The organism is Burkholderia arboris, assembly GCF_038723655.1.
GTDB lineage: Bacteria > Pseudomonadota > Gammaproteobacteria > Burkholderiales > Burkholderiaceae > Burkholderia > Burkholderia arboris.
Map to the genome: position 1 here is coordinate 2192875 of NZ_CP109821.1, position 15324 is coordinate 2208198.

14 protein-coding genes and 1 tRNA gene are annotated in these 15324 nt (G+C 67.5%); 7 read left to right on the forward strand and 8 right to left on the reverse strand.

What is annotated here, in order from left to right:
- Nucleotides 1-180: 180 nt before the first annotated feature.
- The 3 genes from clpX to tig form a co-directional block, all read right to left on the reverse strand.
- Nucleotides 181-1452 (reverse strand): ATP-dependent Clp protease ATP-binding subunit ClpX, encoded by a 1272-nt coding sequence (clpX, locus tag OHZ10_RS10280; RefSeq protein WP_006489345.1) that lies wholly within the window; start codon nucleotides 1450-1452, stop codon nucleotides 181-183.
- 163 nt (nucleotides 1453-1615) lie between these two features.
- Complete coding sequence (clpP, locus tag OHZ10_RS10285; RefSeq protein WP_010092137.1) at nucleotides 1616-2269, reverse strand: ATP-dependent Clp endopeptidase proteolytic subunit ClpP; 654 nt, start codon at nucleotides 2267-2269, stop codon at nucleotides 1616-1618.
- Between the two features lie 140 nt (nucleotides 2270-2409).
- On the reverse strand, nucleotides 2410-3756 hold the full coding sequence (tig, locus tag OHZ10_RS10290; protein WP_059233926.1) for a trigger factor: 1347 nt from the start codon (nucleotides 3754-3756) through the stop codon (nucleotides 2410-2412).
- 400 nt (nucleotides 3757-4156) lie between these two features.
- Here tig and OHZ10_RS10295 point away from each other — a divergent pair, with 400 nt between their 5' ends.
- On the forward strand, nucleotides 4157-5302 hold the full coding sequence (locus OHZ10_RS10295; protein ID WP_059233925.1) for a glycerate kinase: 1146 nt from the start codon (nucleotides 4157-4159) through the stop codon (nucleotides 5300-5302).
- A gap of 62 nt (nucleotides 5303-5364) precedes the next feature.
- Nucleotides 5365-5814: a MarR family winged helix-turn-helix transcriptional regulator gene (locus OHZ10_RS10300; protein WP_039367176.1), complete on the forward strand. Its 450-nt coding sequence runs from the start codon at nucleotides 5365-5367 to the stop codon at nucleotides 5812-5814.
- A 180-nt stretch (nucleotides 5815-5994) separates the two neighbouring features.
- Here the strand turns inward: OHZ10_RS10300 and OHZ10_RS10305 are convergent, their stop codons facing one another.
- A complete protein-coding gene (locus tag OHZ10_RS10305; protein WP_342702335.1) occupies nucleotides 5995-6993 on the reverse strand; it encodes a 2-dehydropantoate 2-reductase in 999 nt (332 codons plus the stop codon).
- Nucleotides 6994-7093: 100 nt separating this feature from the next.
- A complete protein-coding gene (locus OHZ10_RS10310) occupies nucleotides 7094-8242 on the reverse strand; it encodes a helix-turn-helix transcriptional regulator (RefSeq protein WP_340624203.1) in 1149 nt (382 codons plus the stop codon).
- A 302-nt stretch (nucleotides 8243-8544) separates the two neighbouring features.
- Here OHZ10_RS10310 and OHZ10_RS10315 point away from each other — a divergent pair, with 302 nt between their 5' ends.
- The 4 genes from OHZ10_RS10315 (at nucleotide 8545) to OHZ10_RS10330 (ending at nucleotide 12288) form a co-directional block, all read left to right on the forward strand.
- Nucleotides 8545-9591, forward strand: a complete 1047-nt coding sequence (locus tag OHZ10_RS10315; RefSeq protein ID WP_342702337.1) for a porin — start codon at nucleotides 8545-8547, stop codon at nucleotides 9589-9591.
- A 21-nt stretch (nucleotides 9592-9612) separates the two neighbouring features.
- Nucleotides 9613-10821 carry an MFS transporter gene (locus tag OHZ10_RS10320; RefSeq protein ID WP_174993009.1) on the forward strand — a complete coding sequence of 403 codons (1209 nt, stop codon included), beginning with the start codon at nucleotides 9613-9615 and terminating at the stop codon, nucleotides 10819-10821.
- Nucleotides 10822-10837: 16 nt separating this feature from the next.
- Nucleotides 10838-11947, forward strand: a complete 1110-nt coding sequence (locus OHZ10_RS10325; RefSeq protein ID WP_340624206.1) for a class II histone deacetylase — start codon at nucleotides 10838-10840, stop codon at nucleotides 11945-11947.
- A 110-nt stretch (nucleotides 11948-12057) separates the two neighbouring features.
- Nucleotides 12058-12288 (forward strand): hypothetical protein, encoded by a 231-nt coding sequence (locus OHZ10_RS10330; protein WP_059233918.1) that lies wholly within the window; start codon nucleotides 12058-12060, stop codon nucleotides 12286-12288.
- Nucleotides 12289-12393: 105 nt separating this feature from the next.
- On the opposite strand, the gene OHZ10_RS10335 is transcribed toward OHZ10_RS10330, so the two are convergent.
- Nucleotides 12394-12690: a hypothetical protein gene (locus OHZ10_RS10335; RefSeq protein ID WP_059233917.1), complete on the reverse strand. Its 297-nt coding sequence runs from the start codon at nucleotides 12688-12690 to the stop codon at nucleotides 12394-12396.
- Between the two features lie 182 nt (nucleotides 12691-12872).
- Nucleotides 12873-12959, reverse strand: a tRNA-Leu gene (locus tag OHZ10_RS10340).
- Nucleotides 12960-13196: 237 nt separating this feature from the next.
- On the opposite strand from OHZ10_RS10340, the gene hpnD reads away from it, so the two are divergent.
- The gene (gene hpnD / locus OHZ10_RS10345; protein ID WP_342702338.1) at nucleotides 13197-14030 is read left to right on the forward strand and encodes a presqualene diphosphate synthase HpnD; all 834 of its coding nucleotides are present in this window, start codon (nucleotides 13197-13199) and stop codon (nucleotides 14028-14030) included.
- Nucleotides 14031-14040: 10 nt separating this feature from the next.
- Here hpnD and OHZ10_RS10350 read toward each other — a convergent pair whose 3' ends face one another.
- On the reverse strand, nucleotides 14041-15261 hold the full coding sequence (locus OHZ10_RS10350; RefSeq protein ID WP_059233915.1) for a DUF1501 domain-containing protein: 1221 nt from the start codon (nucleotides 15259-15261) through the stop codon (nucleotides 14041-14043).
- Nucleotides 15262-15324: the final 63 nt, after the last annotated feature.

Sequence of the window (15324 nt, forward strand, 5' to 3'; positions counted from 1 at the left end):
GGAATCAATTGTTCGGTAATTGAGGCCGCCACAACGAATTGCAAGCCTTCAAGTGCGGGAAATATTCGGTAAGAAAGTAACCACCGCGTGTCGAGTCAGAGTTACCCACAAGATAAACGAAAAAAAGCCGCCCACGGTCTCATGAACGGCCTTTTTCGCAGAACATCGTCGGCAAGCCGGTCAGTTCGAACCCGCCACCTTCGGCGTGTCCTCGTAGATCAGCAAAGGCTTGCCGTCGCCATCGATGACGTTCTCGTCGATGATGACTTTGCTGACCCCTTTCATCGTCGGCAGCTCGTACATCACGTCGAGCAGCGCCTGTTCGATGATCGAACGCAAACCGCGCGCGCCGGTCTTGCGGCGGATCGCCTTGCGGGCGACTGCCTGCAGCGCGCCCGGCCGGATTTCCAGCTCGACGCGCTCCATCGCGAACAGCTTGTGATACTGCTTGACGAGCGCATTCTTCGGCTCGACCAGGATCTTCATCAGCGCGGCTTCATCGAGCTTGCCGAGCGTCGCGACCACCGGCAGGCGGCCGATCAATTCGGGGATCAGCCCGAATTTGATCAGGTCTTCCGGTTCCGTCTCGCGCAGCACTTCGCCCGCGTCGCGCTCCTGCTTGCTCTTGACCGTTGCGCCGAAGCCGATGCCGGTTTTCTCGGTGCGATCGGTGATCACCTTTTCGAGACCGTCGAATGCGCCGCCGCAGATGAACAGGATGTTGGTCGTGTCGACCTGGATGAAATCCTGGTTCGGATGCTTGCGGCCGCCCTGCGGCGGCACCGACGCCATCGTGCCTTCGACGAGCTTCAGCAGCGCCTGCTGGACACCCTCGCCCGACACGTCGCGCGTGATCGACGGGTTGTCCGACTTGCGGCTGATCTTGTCGATTTCGTCGATGTAGACGATCCCGCGCTGGGCCTTGTCGACCTCGTAGTTGCAGTTCTGCAACAGCTTCTGGATGATGTTCTCGACGTCTTCGCCGACGTAGCCGGCTTCGGTCAGCGTCGTCGCATCGGCGATCACGAACGGCACGTTCAGCAACCGCGCGAGCGTCTGCGCGAGCAGCGTCTTGCCGGAGCCCGTCGGGCCGATCAGCAGGATGTTGCTCTTCGACAGCTCGACGTCATCCTTCTTGTCGAGATGCTTCAGGCGCTTGTAGTGGTTGTACACGGCCACCGCGAGGATCTTCTTCGCGCGCTCCTGGCCGATCACGTACTGATCGAGGATGTCGCGAATTTCCTGCGGGCTCGGCAAATCCGACCGGGACAGGCTGGCCTCGACGCCGGCGGCAGCCGCCTCGTCGCGAATGATTTCGTTGCAGAGGTCGATACATTCATCGCAGATGAACACCGACGGGCCCGCGATGAGTTTTTTCACCTCATGCTGGCTTTTCCCGCAAAACGAGCAATACAACAGCTTCTCGCTGTTCGAACCTTTTTTGTCCGCCATGAATGTAGAGCCTCCGGACAGGTAAATGACATGATACGCCGAATGCTCCGGACGCCGCGCCTAGGGCGCGACCGGAGCCGGCTGGATGTGCTTGCCGCAGATGCTCAGGGCGTTCGGGACAGCAGGGGCCGCCGCACGAATCGGGGCGGCACCCCACTTATGCTCACGGGCGCTTCAGCAGCACCTGATCGATCAGCCCGTATGCCTTCGCATCCTCGCTCGACATGAAGTTATCACGGTCGGTGTCGCGCGCGATGCGCTCGACGTCCTGGCCCGTGTGCTGCGCGAGCAACTGGTTCAGCCGCTCCTTCAGGTAGAGGATTTCGCGTGCCTGGATCTCGATGTCGGATGCCTGGCCGCGCGCGCCGCCGAGCGGCTGGTGAATCATCACGCGAGAGTTCGGCAGCGCGAAGCGCTTGCCCTTCGCACCCGACGCGAGCAGGAACGCGCCCATGCTGGCCGCGAGCCCCATGCACAGCGTCGACACGTCCGGCTTGATGAACTGCATCGTGTCGTAGATCGCCATGCCGGCCGACACCGAGCCGCCCGGGCTGTTGATGTAGAGGCTGATGTCCTTGTCGGGATTCTCGCTCTCGAGGAACAGCAATTGCGCGACCACGAGGTTGGCGGTCTGGTCGTTCACTTCGCCGACCATGAACACCAGGCGCTCCTTCAGGAGACGCGAGTAGATATCGTACGAACGCTCGCCGCGGCCGCTCGTTTCGACGACGATCGGCACCAGCCCCAGCGCTTGCGCCTCGAAACCCTGCGGCGCGTTCGAAGCAAGCATGTCCAGCAATTCAGCGCGAGTGATCATTCAATGAACCTTGTTCGAATGGAAAATTGAACGGAAGGAAGCCGCCCGCTCAATCGCCATATTAATGGCAACCGTGCGCTTGACGTAAAAACGGCGTGCGGGCCGTCGCTCCGACAGCCGGCACGCCGCTAGAGCAACACTTACGCTTGCGCCGATGCGCTCGCGAGTGCCTCGAAGCTCACTTCCTTGTCCGTCACCTTCGCCTTGCCCAGCACGAAATCGACGACGTTGCTTTCAACGACGAACGCTTCCATCTCGGCGAGGCGCTGCTGGTTGGAATAATACCAGCGGACCACTTCCTTCGGGTCTTCGTAGCTCTTCGCGAACTCGTCGACTTCCGCGCGGATCTGTTCCGGCTTCGCTTCCAGGCCGTTCGACTTCACCAGCTCGGCCAGCACGAGGCCCAGCTTCACGCGGCGCTCGGCCTGCTCGGCAAACATTTCCGCCGGGATCGGTGCGTCCTTCGCGTTCGGCACGCCGCGCTGCGCCAGATCCTGGCGAGCCATTTCGACGAGACGTTGCTGGTCCTGCTCGATCAGTGCCTTCGGCACGTCGAGTTCGGAGATCTTCAGCAGCGCGTCCATCACCTGGTTCTTGACGATCGACTGCGTGCGGCGCTTCGCTTCGCGCTCGAGGTTGTCCTTGATCTCGCCGCGCATCTTCGTGAGGTCGCCGTCTTCGATGCCGAGCGACTTCGCGAATTCGCCGTCGATTTCCGGCAGGTGCGGCCACTCGATCTTCTTCATCGTGACCGTGAATTGCGCGGTCTTGCCCGCGACGTCGGCACCGTGGTAATCGTCCGGGAACTTCAGGTCGAACGTACGCGCTTCACCGACCTTCAGGCCCAGTGCGGCGGTTTCGAATTCCGGCAGCATGCGGCCTTCGCCGAGCACGAACGGGAAATCTTCGGCCGTGCCGCCCTGGAACGCGACGTCGTCGATCTTGCCGACGAAGTCGACCGTCACGCGGTCGCCGTTCTTCGCTGCGGTGTCCGCGCCGCCGTCGCCGTGCTCGCCGGCTTCGCCGCGTGCGTGGAAGTGGACGCGCTGCTTGCGCAGGATGTCCAGCGTGCGGTCGATTTCAGCGTCGCCGATCGACGTCGTCGAGCGCTCGACTTCAGCCGTCGCCAGATCGCCGATCTGCACTTCCGGGTAGACCTCGAACGTCGCGTCGAACGCGTACGCATCTTCAGCCTGTTCCTGCTTCGGCTCGAAGCTCGGCTGGCCGGCGACGCGCAGGTTTTCCGCGCGGCTGATCGTGAAGAATTCCTGGCCGATCTTGTCGCTCAGCACTTCTGCCTCGACCTGACCCGCGTATTGTTGCGCGACCATCTTGAGCGGCACCTTGCCCGGGCGGAAACCCGGCATGCGCACGTTCTTCGCGAGTTTCTGGATACGGGCGTCGATTTCCTTCTGCACGGTGTCTTTCGGCAGGGAAATCGTCACGCGGCGTTCAAGCTTGCCGAGGTTCTCAACAACGTTAGCCATGGCTTCAATCGTCCTAAAATTATTCGAGCGAATCGGGTTTTCCTTGCCGTGCCTGCCTGCGGCGTGAAGTGCGTCACATCAAGCGTCACCTTCACACGCCGCGCCGGAGCGCCACGCCATCCCTGCACGTGCCGGATGGCTAGCGCAAGCGGCTCGGAGCACGGCTTTGGCCGGAAGAATCGACTATTCTAGCAAACAATTTTCCTCTCACCGCCAGATCAGCGCGACACACGCGTGTCCCCGCCGTGTCGACGGCCCCTTGCACGGCAATGCGCGCGGATCGCCGCTATGCCGAACGCCGTATCCACCACGGGCCCGCCATCCTGTAAGCTCCGATAGAGAGTGAGCTGCCATTGCGGCCCCGCCATTCTTCACACCAATCACGCCTTCCGGAGACACCATGCCGCAACACCCGTCCGCGCCTGTCGTCGTCATCGCGCCCGATTCGTTCAAAGGCTCGCTTTCCGCCGAGCAGGTCGCGGACGCGATCGCCACCGGCATTCGCCGCGCCCGGCCCGACGCCGTCGTGCGCTGCTGCCCGATGGCCGACGGCGGAGAAGGCACGCTCGATGCGATGCTGGCAGGCGGCGGCACGCGCCGCACGCTGCGGGTAGCCGGCGCATCGCTCGCGGCACGCGACGCGGCAGTCGGCGTGATCGACGCGCGCACCGCGATCGTCGAGACGGCCGAGATCGTCGGCATTACCGATCCGGTCGGCATGAGCGTGCCGGTCGACGCGCGCAGCACGCGCGGGATGGGCGAGGCGATCCGCACGCTGCTCGACGAAGGCGTGCGCCGCTTCTTCGTCGCGCTCGGCGGCAGCAGCACCAACGACGCCGGCGCCGGGCTGCTCGCCGGCCTCGGCCTGCAATGCTTCGATGCAAGCGGCCAGCCGGTCGAGCCGGTGCCGGCGCGACTCGCCGACATCGCGCGCATCGACGCGTCGGGGCTCGACCCGCGCCTGAAGGAAACGGAATTCGTCGGCATGTCCGACGTCGACAACCCGCTGACGGGCGCGCACGGCGCGACCGCCGTGTTCGGTCCGCAAAAGGGCGTGACGCCCGCGCAGGTCGCGACCCTCGACGCCGCCCTCGCCCGCTTCGCCGACCTGCTCGAAGCCGCACTCGACCGCCGCAGCCGCGACCTGCCGGGCGCGGGCGCCGCGGGCGGCCTCGGTTTCGCGCTGCACATGCTCGGCGCGCAGTTCGAAGCCGGCGCCGAAGTGGTCGCGCGGCAGGTCGGGCTCGACGCCGCCCTCGCCGGCGCCGACTGGCTGATCACCGGCGAAGGCCGTTCCGACGTGCAGACGCTGCACGGCAAGGCGCCGTTCATCGCATGCCGGCATGCGCAGGCCGCCGGTGTCCCCGCGTCGCTGCTGTCGGGCGCGGTCGATTCGGCCGCGCTGCCGCGCCTGTCCGAACATTTTTCCGGCTGCTTCTCGCCGGCCCCCGGGCCGATCACGCTCGACGTCGCGATCCGCGACGCGGCCAATCTGCTCGCGAACGAAGCAGAACAGTTGACACGCCTGAAGTACGGCGCACACTGACCGTTGACCCGAGCGCGCGATACAGGAACAATCGGGCCCGCCCTTTTTCTTCAGGATTCGACATGAAAGGCCGTCAAGCCGGGCTCGATCAGTTTCTGACCTATCGCCTCCACGCGCTCACGAAGCGCTCCGACCGCGGGATCGGCGAGGTGTACCGGCACAAGCTCGACATCTCGCTGCCCGAGGCGCGCGTGATCGCCGCCGTCGGCGCGTTCGGCCCGTTCTCGATCATGGATCTCGCGCGCCACACCAATCTCGACAAGAGCCAGGCGAGCCGCGCGGCCGAGGCGCTGCTGCGCCAGGGCCTGCTCGAGCGCAGCGCGAGCGAGGAAGACGGCCGGATCGTGCTGATCGCGCTGACCGCCGACGGCCGCGCGCTGCATCGCAAGATCATGCCGATCGTGCGCAAGTGGAACGACGGCTTGCTCGCATGCCTGTCCGACAGCGAACGTCAGACGTTCGAGCGGCTGCTCGACAAGGTCGTCGCGCACGCCACCGAGCGGGACGACTGAGCCGTGTCACGGCCCCGGCATCGCCGGACGGCCGAACGCAGCGGGCAGTATTGATCCGACGAATCAGACGGGCCGCCCGGGTCGCGTCATGCGCGATCCGGGCGGCCCGTTTTGCATCATGCGGCGGCATCGCGCGTTGCCGCGTTGCCGGCGGCCGCGAATTCAGCGGCCCCGCGCGTATTACAGCCCGCTGTTCGTCGCGCGCTGGCGCAACAGCCCGAGCACTGCGTCGCAGTACGGAGTCGGCATGCCAAGCTTGCGGCCGAGCTCCGGGAACACGCCGAGGATCGGCCCGATCTCGAGCGAACGCCCTGCTTCGACATCCTGCAGCATCGACGTCTTGAATGCGCCGAGCTTGCGCGTCACCGCGATCCGCTCGGGCCCGGTCATCCCGGTGGACAGGCCGAGCTTCGCGCCGATCGCGGCCGCCTCCTCCATCATCCGCAGCGCAAGTTCCTGCGTGAACGGATCGTCGAGCAACTGCTCGGCCGTCGAACCCGTCAGCGCACTCAGCGGATTCATGTTCATGTTGCCCCACAGCTTCGTCCAGATCTCGGTCCGGATCGCGGGCGTCGACTCGACGTCGAAGCCGCCTGCCGCAAGCGCCGCGGCAAACCGCGCCGTGGCGTCGGCGAGCCGCTGGTCCGGCGCGCCGACGATCAGCCGGTTGCCGCGCCCGCGGCGCACGACGCCCGGCGCGTCGGTGCTCGACGACAGGTGCACGACGCAGCCGATCGCCTGCGCGGGCGGCAACGCCGCCGACACCGCGCCGGCCGGATCCACCGCATCGAGCGGCACGCCGTCGACCGGCCCTGCGAGGCCGTGCGTGAACCACCACGGCAACCCGTTCATCGCCGCGACGATCACGGTGTCCGGCCCGACCAGCGGTGCAATGCGCGCGGCCAGCGCCGGCAGCGCCTGCGCCTTCAGCGCGATCACCACGTAGTCCTGCACGCCGAGCGCGGCCGCGTCATCGCTTGCCCGCACCGGCACCGACGACGTGGTGCCCGCTTCGTCGATCACGCGCACGCCGTACGTGTTCAGCGCGTCGAGCGTTGCGCCGCGCGCATAGGCGCTCACGGTCATGCCGGCCCGCGACAGCGCGGCCGCGAGCAACCCGCCGATCGCGCCGACACCGACCACCGCCGCGCGCACCGACCCTGAATTCGTGTCGTTCATGATGGAATTCCGTCTCCTGGGAGCTGACGAGCATAACGCTCAATGGTTGCGGGCACAACCATTCGTGCGGAAGCGCGCCGTGCGCCCGCGTTCGTTCACTTCAGCGCGGCATGCTGCCGGCTTCGACGGGTTCATCGTCGGCCATGCTGCCGCCTGTCGCGCCGAGCACGCCCGCGATCTGGCTCTTGTCGTGCATGCCGAGCTTGCGGTACGCGCAACGCAGGTAGTGACGCACGGTCGTCGGCGAAATCGCCATCTGCTGCGCGACTTCCTTGTGCGAGCGCCCCGAGCCGTAATAACGGATCGCCGCAAGCTCGCGCGGGCTCAGCCGGTCGAGCAGCGAACGGGGCCGCGCCTCGATCTGGAACAGCCCCGCGACCGGCACGCACTGGATGCGCAGCGCGTCGCCGACGAACGGCTGGCCCGACTGGCGCCGCAGGTGCGCGACGAGCGGCTCCGGCACGCGCGCGCCGCCCCAGGCCGGCCACTCGGTGCGCAGCACGTCGTCGAAGCCGTGATCGGCATGGTGGAGCACACCGAAGTTGTCGCATAGCGCACGCGCCGCCGGTGCAACCGTGTCGGCGCGCTCGCGCGTGAGCTGCGCGGCACGATTGATCGTCAGCGCAGCCGCGAGGTGCGGAATCACTTCCTCGAAACGGCGCGCGTCGTCTTCGCTGAACGGCCGGTTCAGGCCCTGACGGTAGATCGACATGAACGTCGTCAGGCCGAAACGGCGATCGAGCGTACACACGCACATCAGCTGTGCGAGCCCGTACTTCACGCACCAGTCGCGAAACCGCACGTCGAGCCCCGGCTCGACGACCGTCAGCCGCACCGCGCGGCCATGCGCGCCGTGCAACGTGCGGTGCGCGAGCGGGTCGCAATCGCGCACGCGCTTCCAGTCGATGAAGAACGCGTGCGGCAGGCGGTACAGGAAGCTGTTGTGCATCACGGGGCCGGTCGGCGCATGGGTCGCGACGCCGGTCCACGCGGCATCGAACGGAATGAGCGCCTGCAGCAACGAAAAGAACCGGTACTCGAATTCGCCGATGCCGGATTGCGCGGCGACCGCGTACAGGTCGAGCAGCATCAGCCCGAGTTCGCGCTGCGACGCGTCGCCACGCGTGACGCCGTCGAAATCGGCACGCCGGGACGGTAGCGGCGGCCATGCGAATTCATCGAGCACGATGGCGGCCGGCACGTCGCGCAGCGCTTCGAGATCCTGCCCGATATCCGTCGTGATCCTCACCTTTCGCTCCCCTGCCCGATCGGGCTGCCGATGTGCGCTACGACACCGGCCGATTATAGCGAGCGGCTTTTTTGGCAGGCCAAGGTGCCGGAACGGCCGCCAACCCCATCCATTTGAACGGTGCGCATCGCGTTGCTGCTGCGCAGCACGCCGCACTGCGGCATGCCACCGCGTCCGTGCCGCGCACCGCGGGTTTTCCACACCGTTCATCTGGACGACTGTTCGAAGGCTTTCCCGCTGCGGACACTGCGTCGCGACAACACCAACGACACACCGATGCAGGACGGTATGGAGAACCCCACGTGACGACACCCCGCTTCATCCGCACGGCCGCGGCCGCCGCGACGCTTGCCGCGTGCAGCGCCGCCGCGCATGCGCAGTCCGCCCTCACGCTGTACGGCGCGCTCGACGCCGGCGTGCAATACCTGACGCACGCCGACGGACGCCACTCGGCCGTGCAGTTGCAGAACTACGGCATCCTGCCGTCGCAGATCGGCATCAAGGGCCACGAGGATCTCGGCGGCGGCTGGCGGGCGCTGTTCAAGCTCGAACAGGGCCTCAACGTCAACGACGGCACCGCGACCGTGCCGGGCTACGCGTTCTTCCGCGGCGCTTACGTCGGCATCGCGGGGCCCGCCGGCACCGTCACGCTCGGCCGGCAGTTCAGCGTGCTGTTCGACAAGACGCTGTTCTACGACCCGCTCTGGTATGCGTCGTATAGCGGCCAGGGCGTGCTCGTGCCGTTGAATGCGAACTTCATCGACCATTCGGTGAAGTACCAGTCGCCGACGTTCGCGGGCTTCGACGTCGAGGCGCTCGCCGCGACGTCCGGCGTCGCCGGCAATACGCGCGCCGGACGCGTGCTCGAACTCGGCGGCCAGTACACGAGCAACGGACTGTCGGTCAGCGCGGTGCTGCATCAGGCATACGGCGATGTGTCGGCAGCCGACGACACGTCCTCACGACGTCGCGAACTCGGCACGCTCGCCGCGCGTTATGCGTTCGCGACGCTGCCGCTCACCGTCTATGCGGGCGTCGAACGACTGACCGGCGACCTCGACGCGGCACGCACGATCGTCTGGGGCGGCGCGCGTTACCTGACGTCGAACGGCATCGGCCTGAACGCGGGCGTCTACCACACCGATTCGCGCACGCCGGCGATCGGCCACCCGACGCTGTTCATCGCGAGCACCACGTACGCGCTGTCGAAACGCACCGTCGCGTACGTGAACCTCGGCTACGCGCGCAACAGCGGCCAGAGCTCGCAGACCGTCTACGAATACGATCCGACGCCGCTCGCCGGTGCGTCGCAGTTCGGCGCGATGGTCGGGATGTACCACCTGTTCTGATTCCTCCAACGAGATTCCGCCATGAAAACCCTGTCTCCGGATGCCGCACTCTCGCCCGACGGCCGCGCGTCGACATTCGCGCGCTCGACGCTCGCCGCACTCGTCGTGTTCGCGGCGATCACGCCGCTGTTGCTGCTCGTCGCACCGGCCGTCGCCGGCCAGCTCGCGACGCAGCTCGGGCTGTCCGCGTCGCAGATCGGCACGTACTTCTTCGTCGAACTCGGTGCGTTCAGCCTCGCGACCGTGCCGTCGTACCTGTGGCTCGGTCGTGTCGACGCGCGCCGCGTCGCGGCATTCGCCGTCGCGCTGTTCGGCGCGGGCAACCTGCTGACCGCGCTGTGGATGCCGGGCTTTGCCGCGCTGCTCGCGCTGCGCGCCGTCACCGCGCTCGGCGGCGGCTCGCTGATGGTGCTCTGCATGACGAGTGCGGCAACGAGCAGGAACAGCGACCGCGTATACGGCCTGTGGGTCGTCGGCCAGCTGATCGCGGGCGCGGTCGGCCTGTTCGTGCTGCCGCACGTGTTCGCCGCATTCGGGCTGCGCGCGCTGTACGTTGCGCTCGCCGCGCTCGCCCTGCTCGCGGCGCCGCTGTCGCGCGGCTTCCCGTCGTCGCTCGGCACGCAGCCGGCAGCCGCGCACACGGCGCGCGGCGACGCGACGCAAACGCCGCGCAGCTTCGTCGTGCTCGCCATCGGTGCCGTGCTGACGTTCTATCTCGCGATCGGCAGCGTGTGGACGTTCGCGAGCCGCGCGGCGGCCGAGGCCGGGCTCGATCCGCAGTCGACCGGCAACATGCTCGCGATCGCGAGCGTGATGGGGATCGCCGGCGCGGTGCTCGCCTCGTGCGCGGGCGGCCGGCTCGCGCGGCGCGCGATGCTGGCGGCCGGCTATGCGCTGCTTGCGGCGTCACTCGTCGCGCTTGCCACGATGCGTCACACCGGCGGCTACAGCGCGGCGATCTTCGCGTTCAAGTTCGCGTGGACGTTCGTGCTGCCGTTCATCCTCGCGACCGTCGCGCAGATCGACACGTCGGGCCGCCTCGTCGCGACGCTCAATTTCGTGATCGGCGCAGGCCTTGCCGCCGGCCCGCTGCTTGCGGGCCTGATGCTCGACGCCGGCGGCACGATGCGCGCGCTGTTCGTGGCCGCGACGGCCGTCGCGATCGTGTCGTTCGCCGCGCTGCGCCATATCGATCGCCGCGCGCGCCCCACCCTTTCTCCCCAACCGTGACAGGTCACGCACATCCATGAATCGCACTGCCTTTTTCACCGACGAACGCACCTTCTGGCACACCGGCGGCACGCACGCGCTGTTCTTCCCGGTCGGCGGCTGGGTGCAGCCGCCGTCGAGCGCGGGCTACGCGGAATCTCCCGATTCGAAGCGCCGCTTCCTGTCGCTCGTGCAGGCGTCGGGCCTCGCCGCGCAACTCGACCTGCGCGGCGCCGAGCCGGCCACGACCGCCGACCTGCTGCGGATTCATCCGGCGCATTATCTCGACGCGTTCCGCGCCCTCAGCGACGCGAACGGCGGCGACCTCGGCGATCTCGCGCCGTTCGGCAAGGGCAGCTACGAGATCGCCGCGCTGTCGGCCGGCCTCGCGATCGCGGCGGTCGATACGGTCGTCGGCGAGCGCGCGGCGAATGCGTTCTCGCTGTCGCGGCCGCCCGGCCATCACTGCCTGCGCGACCGGCCGATGGGCTTCTGCATGCTGGCGAACATTCCGATCGCGATCGAGGCCGCCCGCGCGAAATACGGCATCGAGCGCGTTGCCGTGATCGACTGGGACGTGCATCACGGCAACGGCACGCAGTCGATCTACTACGACGATCCGGACACGCTGACGATCTCGCTGCACCAGGACCGCTGCTTCCCGCCCGGCTACAGCGGTGCGAACGATCGCGGCGAAGGCGCGGGCGTGGGCGCGAACCTGAACGTGCCGCTGCTCGCGGGCAGCGGCGACGATGCGTATCGCTACGCGTTCGAGCGGATCGTCGTGCCCGCGCTGGAGCGCTTCCGCCCCGAGCTGATCGTCGTGGCAAGCGGCCTCGACGCGAGCGCGGTCGATCCGCTCGCGCGCATGCAGCTGCATACCGACAGCTACCGGTTCATGACGCGCGCGGTGAAGGATGCCGCGCAGCGCCATTGCGGCGGGCGGCTCGTGATCGTTCACGAAGGCGGGTATTCGGAGGCGTACGTGCCTTTCTGCGGGCTCGCGATCGTCGAGGAACTGGCCGGCATTCGCACCGATGTCGACGATCCGATGCTCGATCTCGCGATCGCGCAGCAACCCGGCGAGCGATTCGTTGCGTTCCAGCGCGAGCTGCTCGACGAACTGGCGGCATCGTTCGGGTTCTGACGCGCGGGAACGGACATGAGGGGCCGGCAGGCGCCGGCCCTTGCGCGATCCGCGCGGATGGGGTTTGCTGTGCTTTTATCCCTGTTCCGGCCCGATGCCGCACTCATCCGATGAAATCGTCCCCGCGCGATGACAACGACAACGCCAAAACGCGCCGCCAGCCATCGAAGCTGGTCCTGAACATCGCTGCCGTCACGGTCGGCCTCATCACGTTCGCGATCGGCGCGGCGTGGGTGATCTACAGCTGGGTCGTCGATCGCGAAGCGCAGTATTTCGCGATTCCGCTGGTGTTCTCGGTGCCGGTGATCGTGGCCGTCGCAATCCGGAGCTTCTGGGAGTAGGCGCGCCTGTAATGATGAAGCGCAGCGGGTCGGGTGACGCGCGGCGCCGGGTATCGGGCTTGTCTTAGATAACGCGGCGGGCACCGCGATTCGCATGCACGCCGGTCACAGGCCGGGACGCGGGCACGGATTGGAGACCCCGCCCTGATATCCGCCAGTGACGACGCCCAGCAAGGCGCCCGCCAGCGACGTGCCGAGCGCTTTCAGCACGTTCTCGGCCGACAGCGACTCGCCGCTCGACATCACCCGCCCCGAGTACGCGGAACACGCCGACGACGTCGACGTAACCGTCTGTACCGGTTTGGCACTCCACGCGATGTTGTCGGCAGGCGTATTGGCGAATGCCGGCGCGGCCAGCATCAGCGTCAGAACGGAAATCGGGATGCGTATGGTGTTTTTCATCGGCGGCCTCTCGGTTTTGTTGTGCGTCTTGCATGAAACGTGAGCACGATATTACACGCGACTCGGTTTTCCGTGCGAGGCCTGCCTGTCCGGAGAATATTCGCACCAACAAAAAAGCGCTGCGGTCAGCCGACCGGCAGCGCTTTTTCGTGAACGGCCCCTGACGGGGGGCGTCCGACTTCTGGTGCGTGAGGCCGGACTCGAACCGGCACACCCTTGCGGGCGTCAGGACCTAAACCTGGTGCGTCTACCAATTTCGCCACTCACGCGCAATTTCCGTCGCCTGACCGCGCGGCACGCAAGATACATGCGCCACGCGCCCGGGACATCACGCCGGCCCGAAAACCGGCACGCCCGATCAGGCGAGCGCGAGATTCTACCCGATCCGCGCGGCCTTGTCTCGCCCTGCCGGCACCCGTCGTGCCGCGGTGCTAGAATGCCGCGCTCGACGTTTCGGCACCGCGCCGCCGCGCGTCCCCCGAACCCGCCCCCACCCGATTCCGCCCGTGAACTTCGACGACTACTGTCAGCAAAAGGCTGCCCCCGCAGGCTCCAGCGCCTACTACGCGCTACGCCAGGCGCCACTCGCCACGCAGCCGCGCCTCACCGCGCTGTTCGCGCTGCGCCGCGAACTCGAGGAAACCGTCAAGGAAACCAGCGACCCGACCGTCGGGCACACGAAGCTCGCGTGGTGGCACAAGGAACTCGCAGCGCTCGCCGACGGCCAGCCGTCGCACCCCGTCACGAAGGCGCTCGCGCAACATCATCCGGCGATCGCCGCCGAGGCCGATGCGTTGCGCACACTCGTCAACGGCTACGGGATGGACCTCGAACAGGCGCGCTACCTCGATTTCGCGAACCTGCAGCGCTATATCGCGCAGGTCGGCGGCACGTTCGCGTCGCTGGTTGCGCGCGCCAGTTCCACGAACCCGGCCGACCCGCAACCGTGGGCCGCGGATGCCGGCCGCGCGCTAATGCTCGCGCAGTTCGTGCAGGAACTCGGCAACGACGCGCGCCACGGCCGCATCTATTTGCCGATCGACGAACTGCAACGCTACAACGTGACCGCGTCCGACCTGCTGAATGGCCGCTACAGCCCGGCCTTCACCGAATTGCTGCAATTCCAGACGGCCCGCGCGCGCGAAGCACTCGCGGCCGCCGAAGCGGCGATCCCCGCGACCGAACGCCGCACGCAGCGCACGCTGCGCGCGCAGCTCGCACTGGCCAGCGCGCTGCTCGACGAAATCGAGCGCGACGGCCACCAGGTGCTGCACCAGCGCATCGCGCTGACGCCGATCCGCAAGCTGTGGATCGCGTGGCGCGCGTCGCGCCGCCGCTGACCCCCACGCGTCACGCCTTCAACAGCGGCAGCGTGTCGAAGCGCTGCTGCAGCACGCGCGTCGCGTCGAGCCCCCACCACGGCCCGAGCACGGTCGCGTAGAGCTGGCGGAAATCCACCGAGACCGGCAGGTTGCCGTTGCCGTCGAGCCGGCCGAGCGCCGGCGGCGCACCGTACAGCCCGCCGGCCACGCGGCCGCCCATCACGAAATGCGGCGCGGCCGTGCCGTGATCGGTGCCGTTGCTCTGGTTCTCGCGCACGCGCCGCCCGAATTCCGCATACGTCATCACGAGCGTCTGGTTCCAGCGCCCGAGTTCGATCAACGCGCCGCGCATCGCACTCATCCCTTCCGCGAACTGCTTGAGCAGCGCAGCCTGCTGCCCCGGCTGGTTCTGGTGCGTGTCGAAGCCGTTGAGCGTCAGGCGCAGCACCGCGACGCCATCCTGCGCGCCGGGCCCGGACGCCTCGCACGCGGCCAGCACCTGCATCGCGGTTTTCACCGATGTGCCGAACGCGCCGGCCGGAAAGGCCGTCCTGAATTCACGCATCCCGCCACGCGGGCGCAGCCGGTCGGCCGCCTTCACGATGTCGTTCTCGACGTCGATGATGTGCGCGAGCGCCGGGTTCTGCTCGCGCAGCGACGACGGCTCGGCGAGCCGGGCCGCCCGGATGAACTGCGCGGGATTGACGAGCGCGATCGCACGCGCGCCGTTCGACAGCGGCCCCATTTCGGCGCTGCCGAGCACGACGCCGTCCGCCGCGAAACCGGGCGGCACGGGCGCCTGCGCAAACGTGCGCGTGAGCCAGCCTTCATGCAGGTACTGGTCCGAGCGCGATGCGGTGTCCCAGATCTCGATCGAGCGGAAATGCGACAGGTTCGGCTGCGGATAGCCGACGCCCTGCACGACCGCGACCTGACCGTCGCGCCACAGCGGCATCAGCGGCGCAAGCGACGGGTGCAGCCCCGTGTGCGCATCGAGCTGCAGCACCTGCTCGCGCTTGATGCCGATGCTGCGCCGGAACGTGTAGTACAGCGGGTCCGCGTACGGCACCACCGTGTTGAGGCCGTCGTTGCCGCCCTTCAGCTCGACGAGGATCAGCACGTTCGCATACCCGGCCGCCGGCTGCCGCCCCGCCTGCGTCGCGGCAGCCGCCATCGCGGGCGCTTGCCACATCGACACGCCGGCCGCGGCCGCAGCGCCCGTCAGCGTCAGAAAATCACGTCGGTTCATCGCGCATCCTTTGGTTCGCCGTCCGGCACCTTGGCCGCGGCGGCGCCCCGCTTCGTCGTCGTT

Excerpts from the sequence above, each read along its gene's own strand:
- clpP (WP_010092137.1), bottom strand. The coding sequence starts at position 2,269 with ATGATCACTCGCGCTGAATTGCTGGACATGCTTGCTTCGAACGCGCCG.
- OHZ10_RS10330 (WP_059233918.1), top strand. The coding sequence starts at position 12,058 with ATGAAATCGTCCCCGCGCGATGACAACGACAACGCCAAAACGCGCCGC.
- OHZ10_RS10335 (WP_059233917.1), bottom strand. The coding sequence starts at position 12,690 with ATGAAAAACACCATACGCATCCCGATTTCCGTTCTGACGCTGATGCTG.
- OHZ10_RS10305 (WP_342702335.1), bottom strand. The coding sequence starts at position 6,993 with ATGAACGACACGAATTCAGGGTCGGTGCGCGCGGCGGTGGTCGGTGTC.
- OHZ10_RS10325 (WP_340624206.1), top strand. The coding sequence starts at position 10,838 with ATGAATCGCACTGCCTTTTTCACCGACGAACGCACCTTCTGGCACACC.
- OHZ10_RS10350 (WP_059233915.1), bottom strand. The coding sequence starts at position 15,261 with ATGAACCGACGTGATTTTCTGACGCTGACGGGCGCTGCGGCCGCGGCC.
- OHZ10_RS10300 (WP_039367176.1), top strand. The coding sequence starts at position 5,365 with ATGAAAGGCCGTCAAGCCGGGCTCGATCAGTTTCTGACCTATCGCCTC.
- OHZ10_RS10320 (WP_174993009.1), top strand. The coding sequence starts at position 9,613 with ATGAAAACCCTGTCTCCGGATGCCGCACTCTCGCCCGACGGCCGCGCG.
- OHZ10_RS10295 (WP_059233925.1), top strand. The coding sequence starts at position 4,157 with ATGCCGCAACACCCGTCCGCGCCTGTCGTCGTCATCGCGCCCGATTCG.
- clpX (WP_006489345.1), bottom strand. The coding sequence starts at position 1,452 with ATGGCGGACAAAAAAGGTTCGAACAGCGAGAAGCTGTTGTATTGCTCG.
- tig (WP_059233926.1), bottom strand. The coding sequence starts at position 3,756 with ATGGCTAACGTTGTTGAGAACCTCGGCAAGCTTGAACGCCGCGTGACG.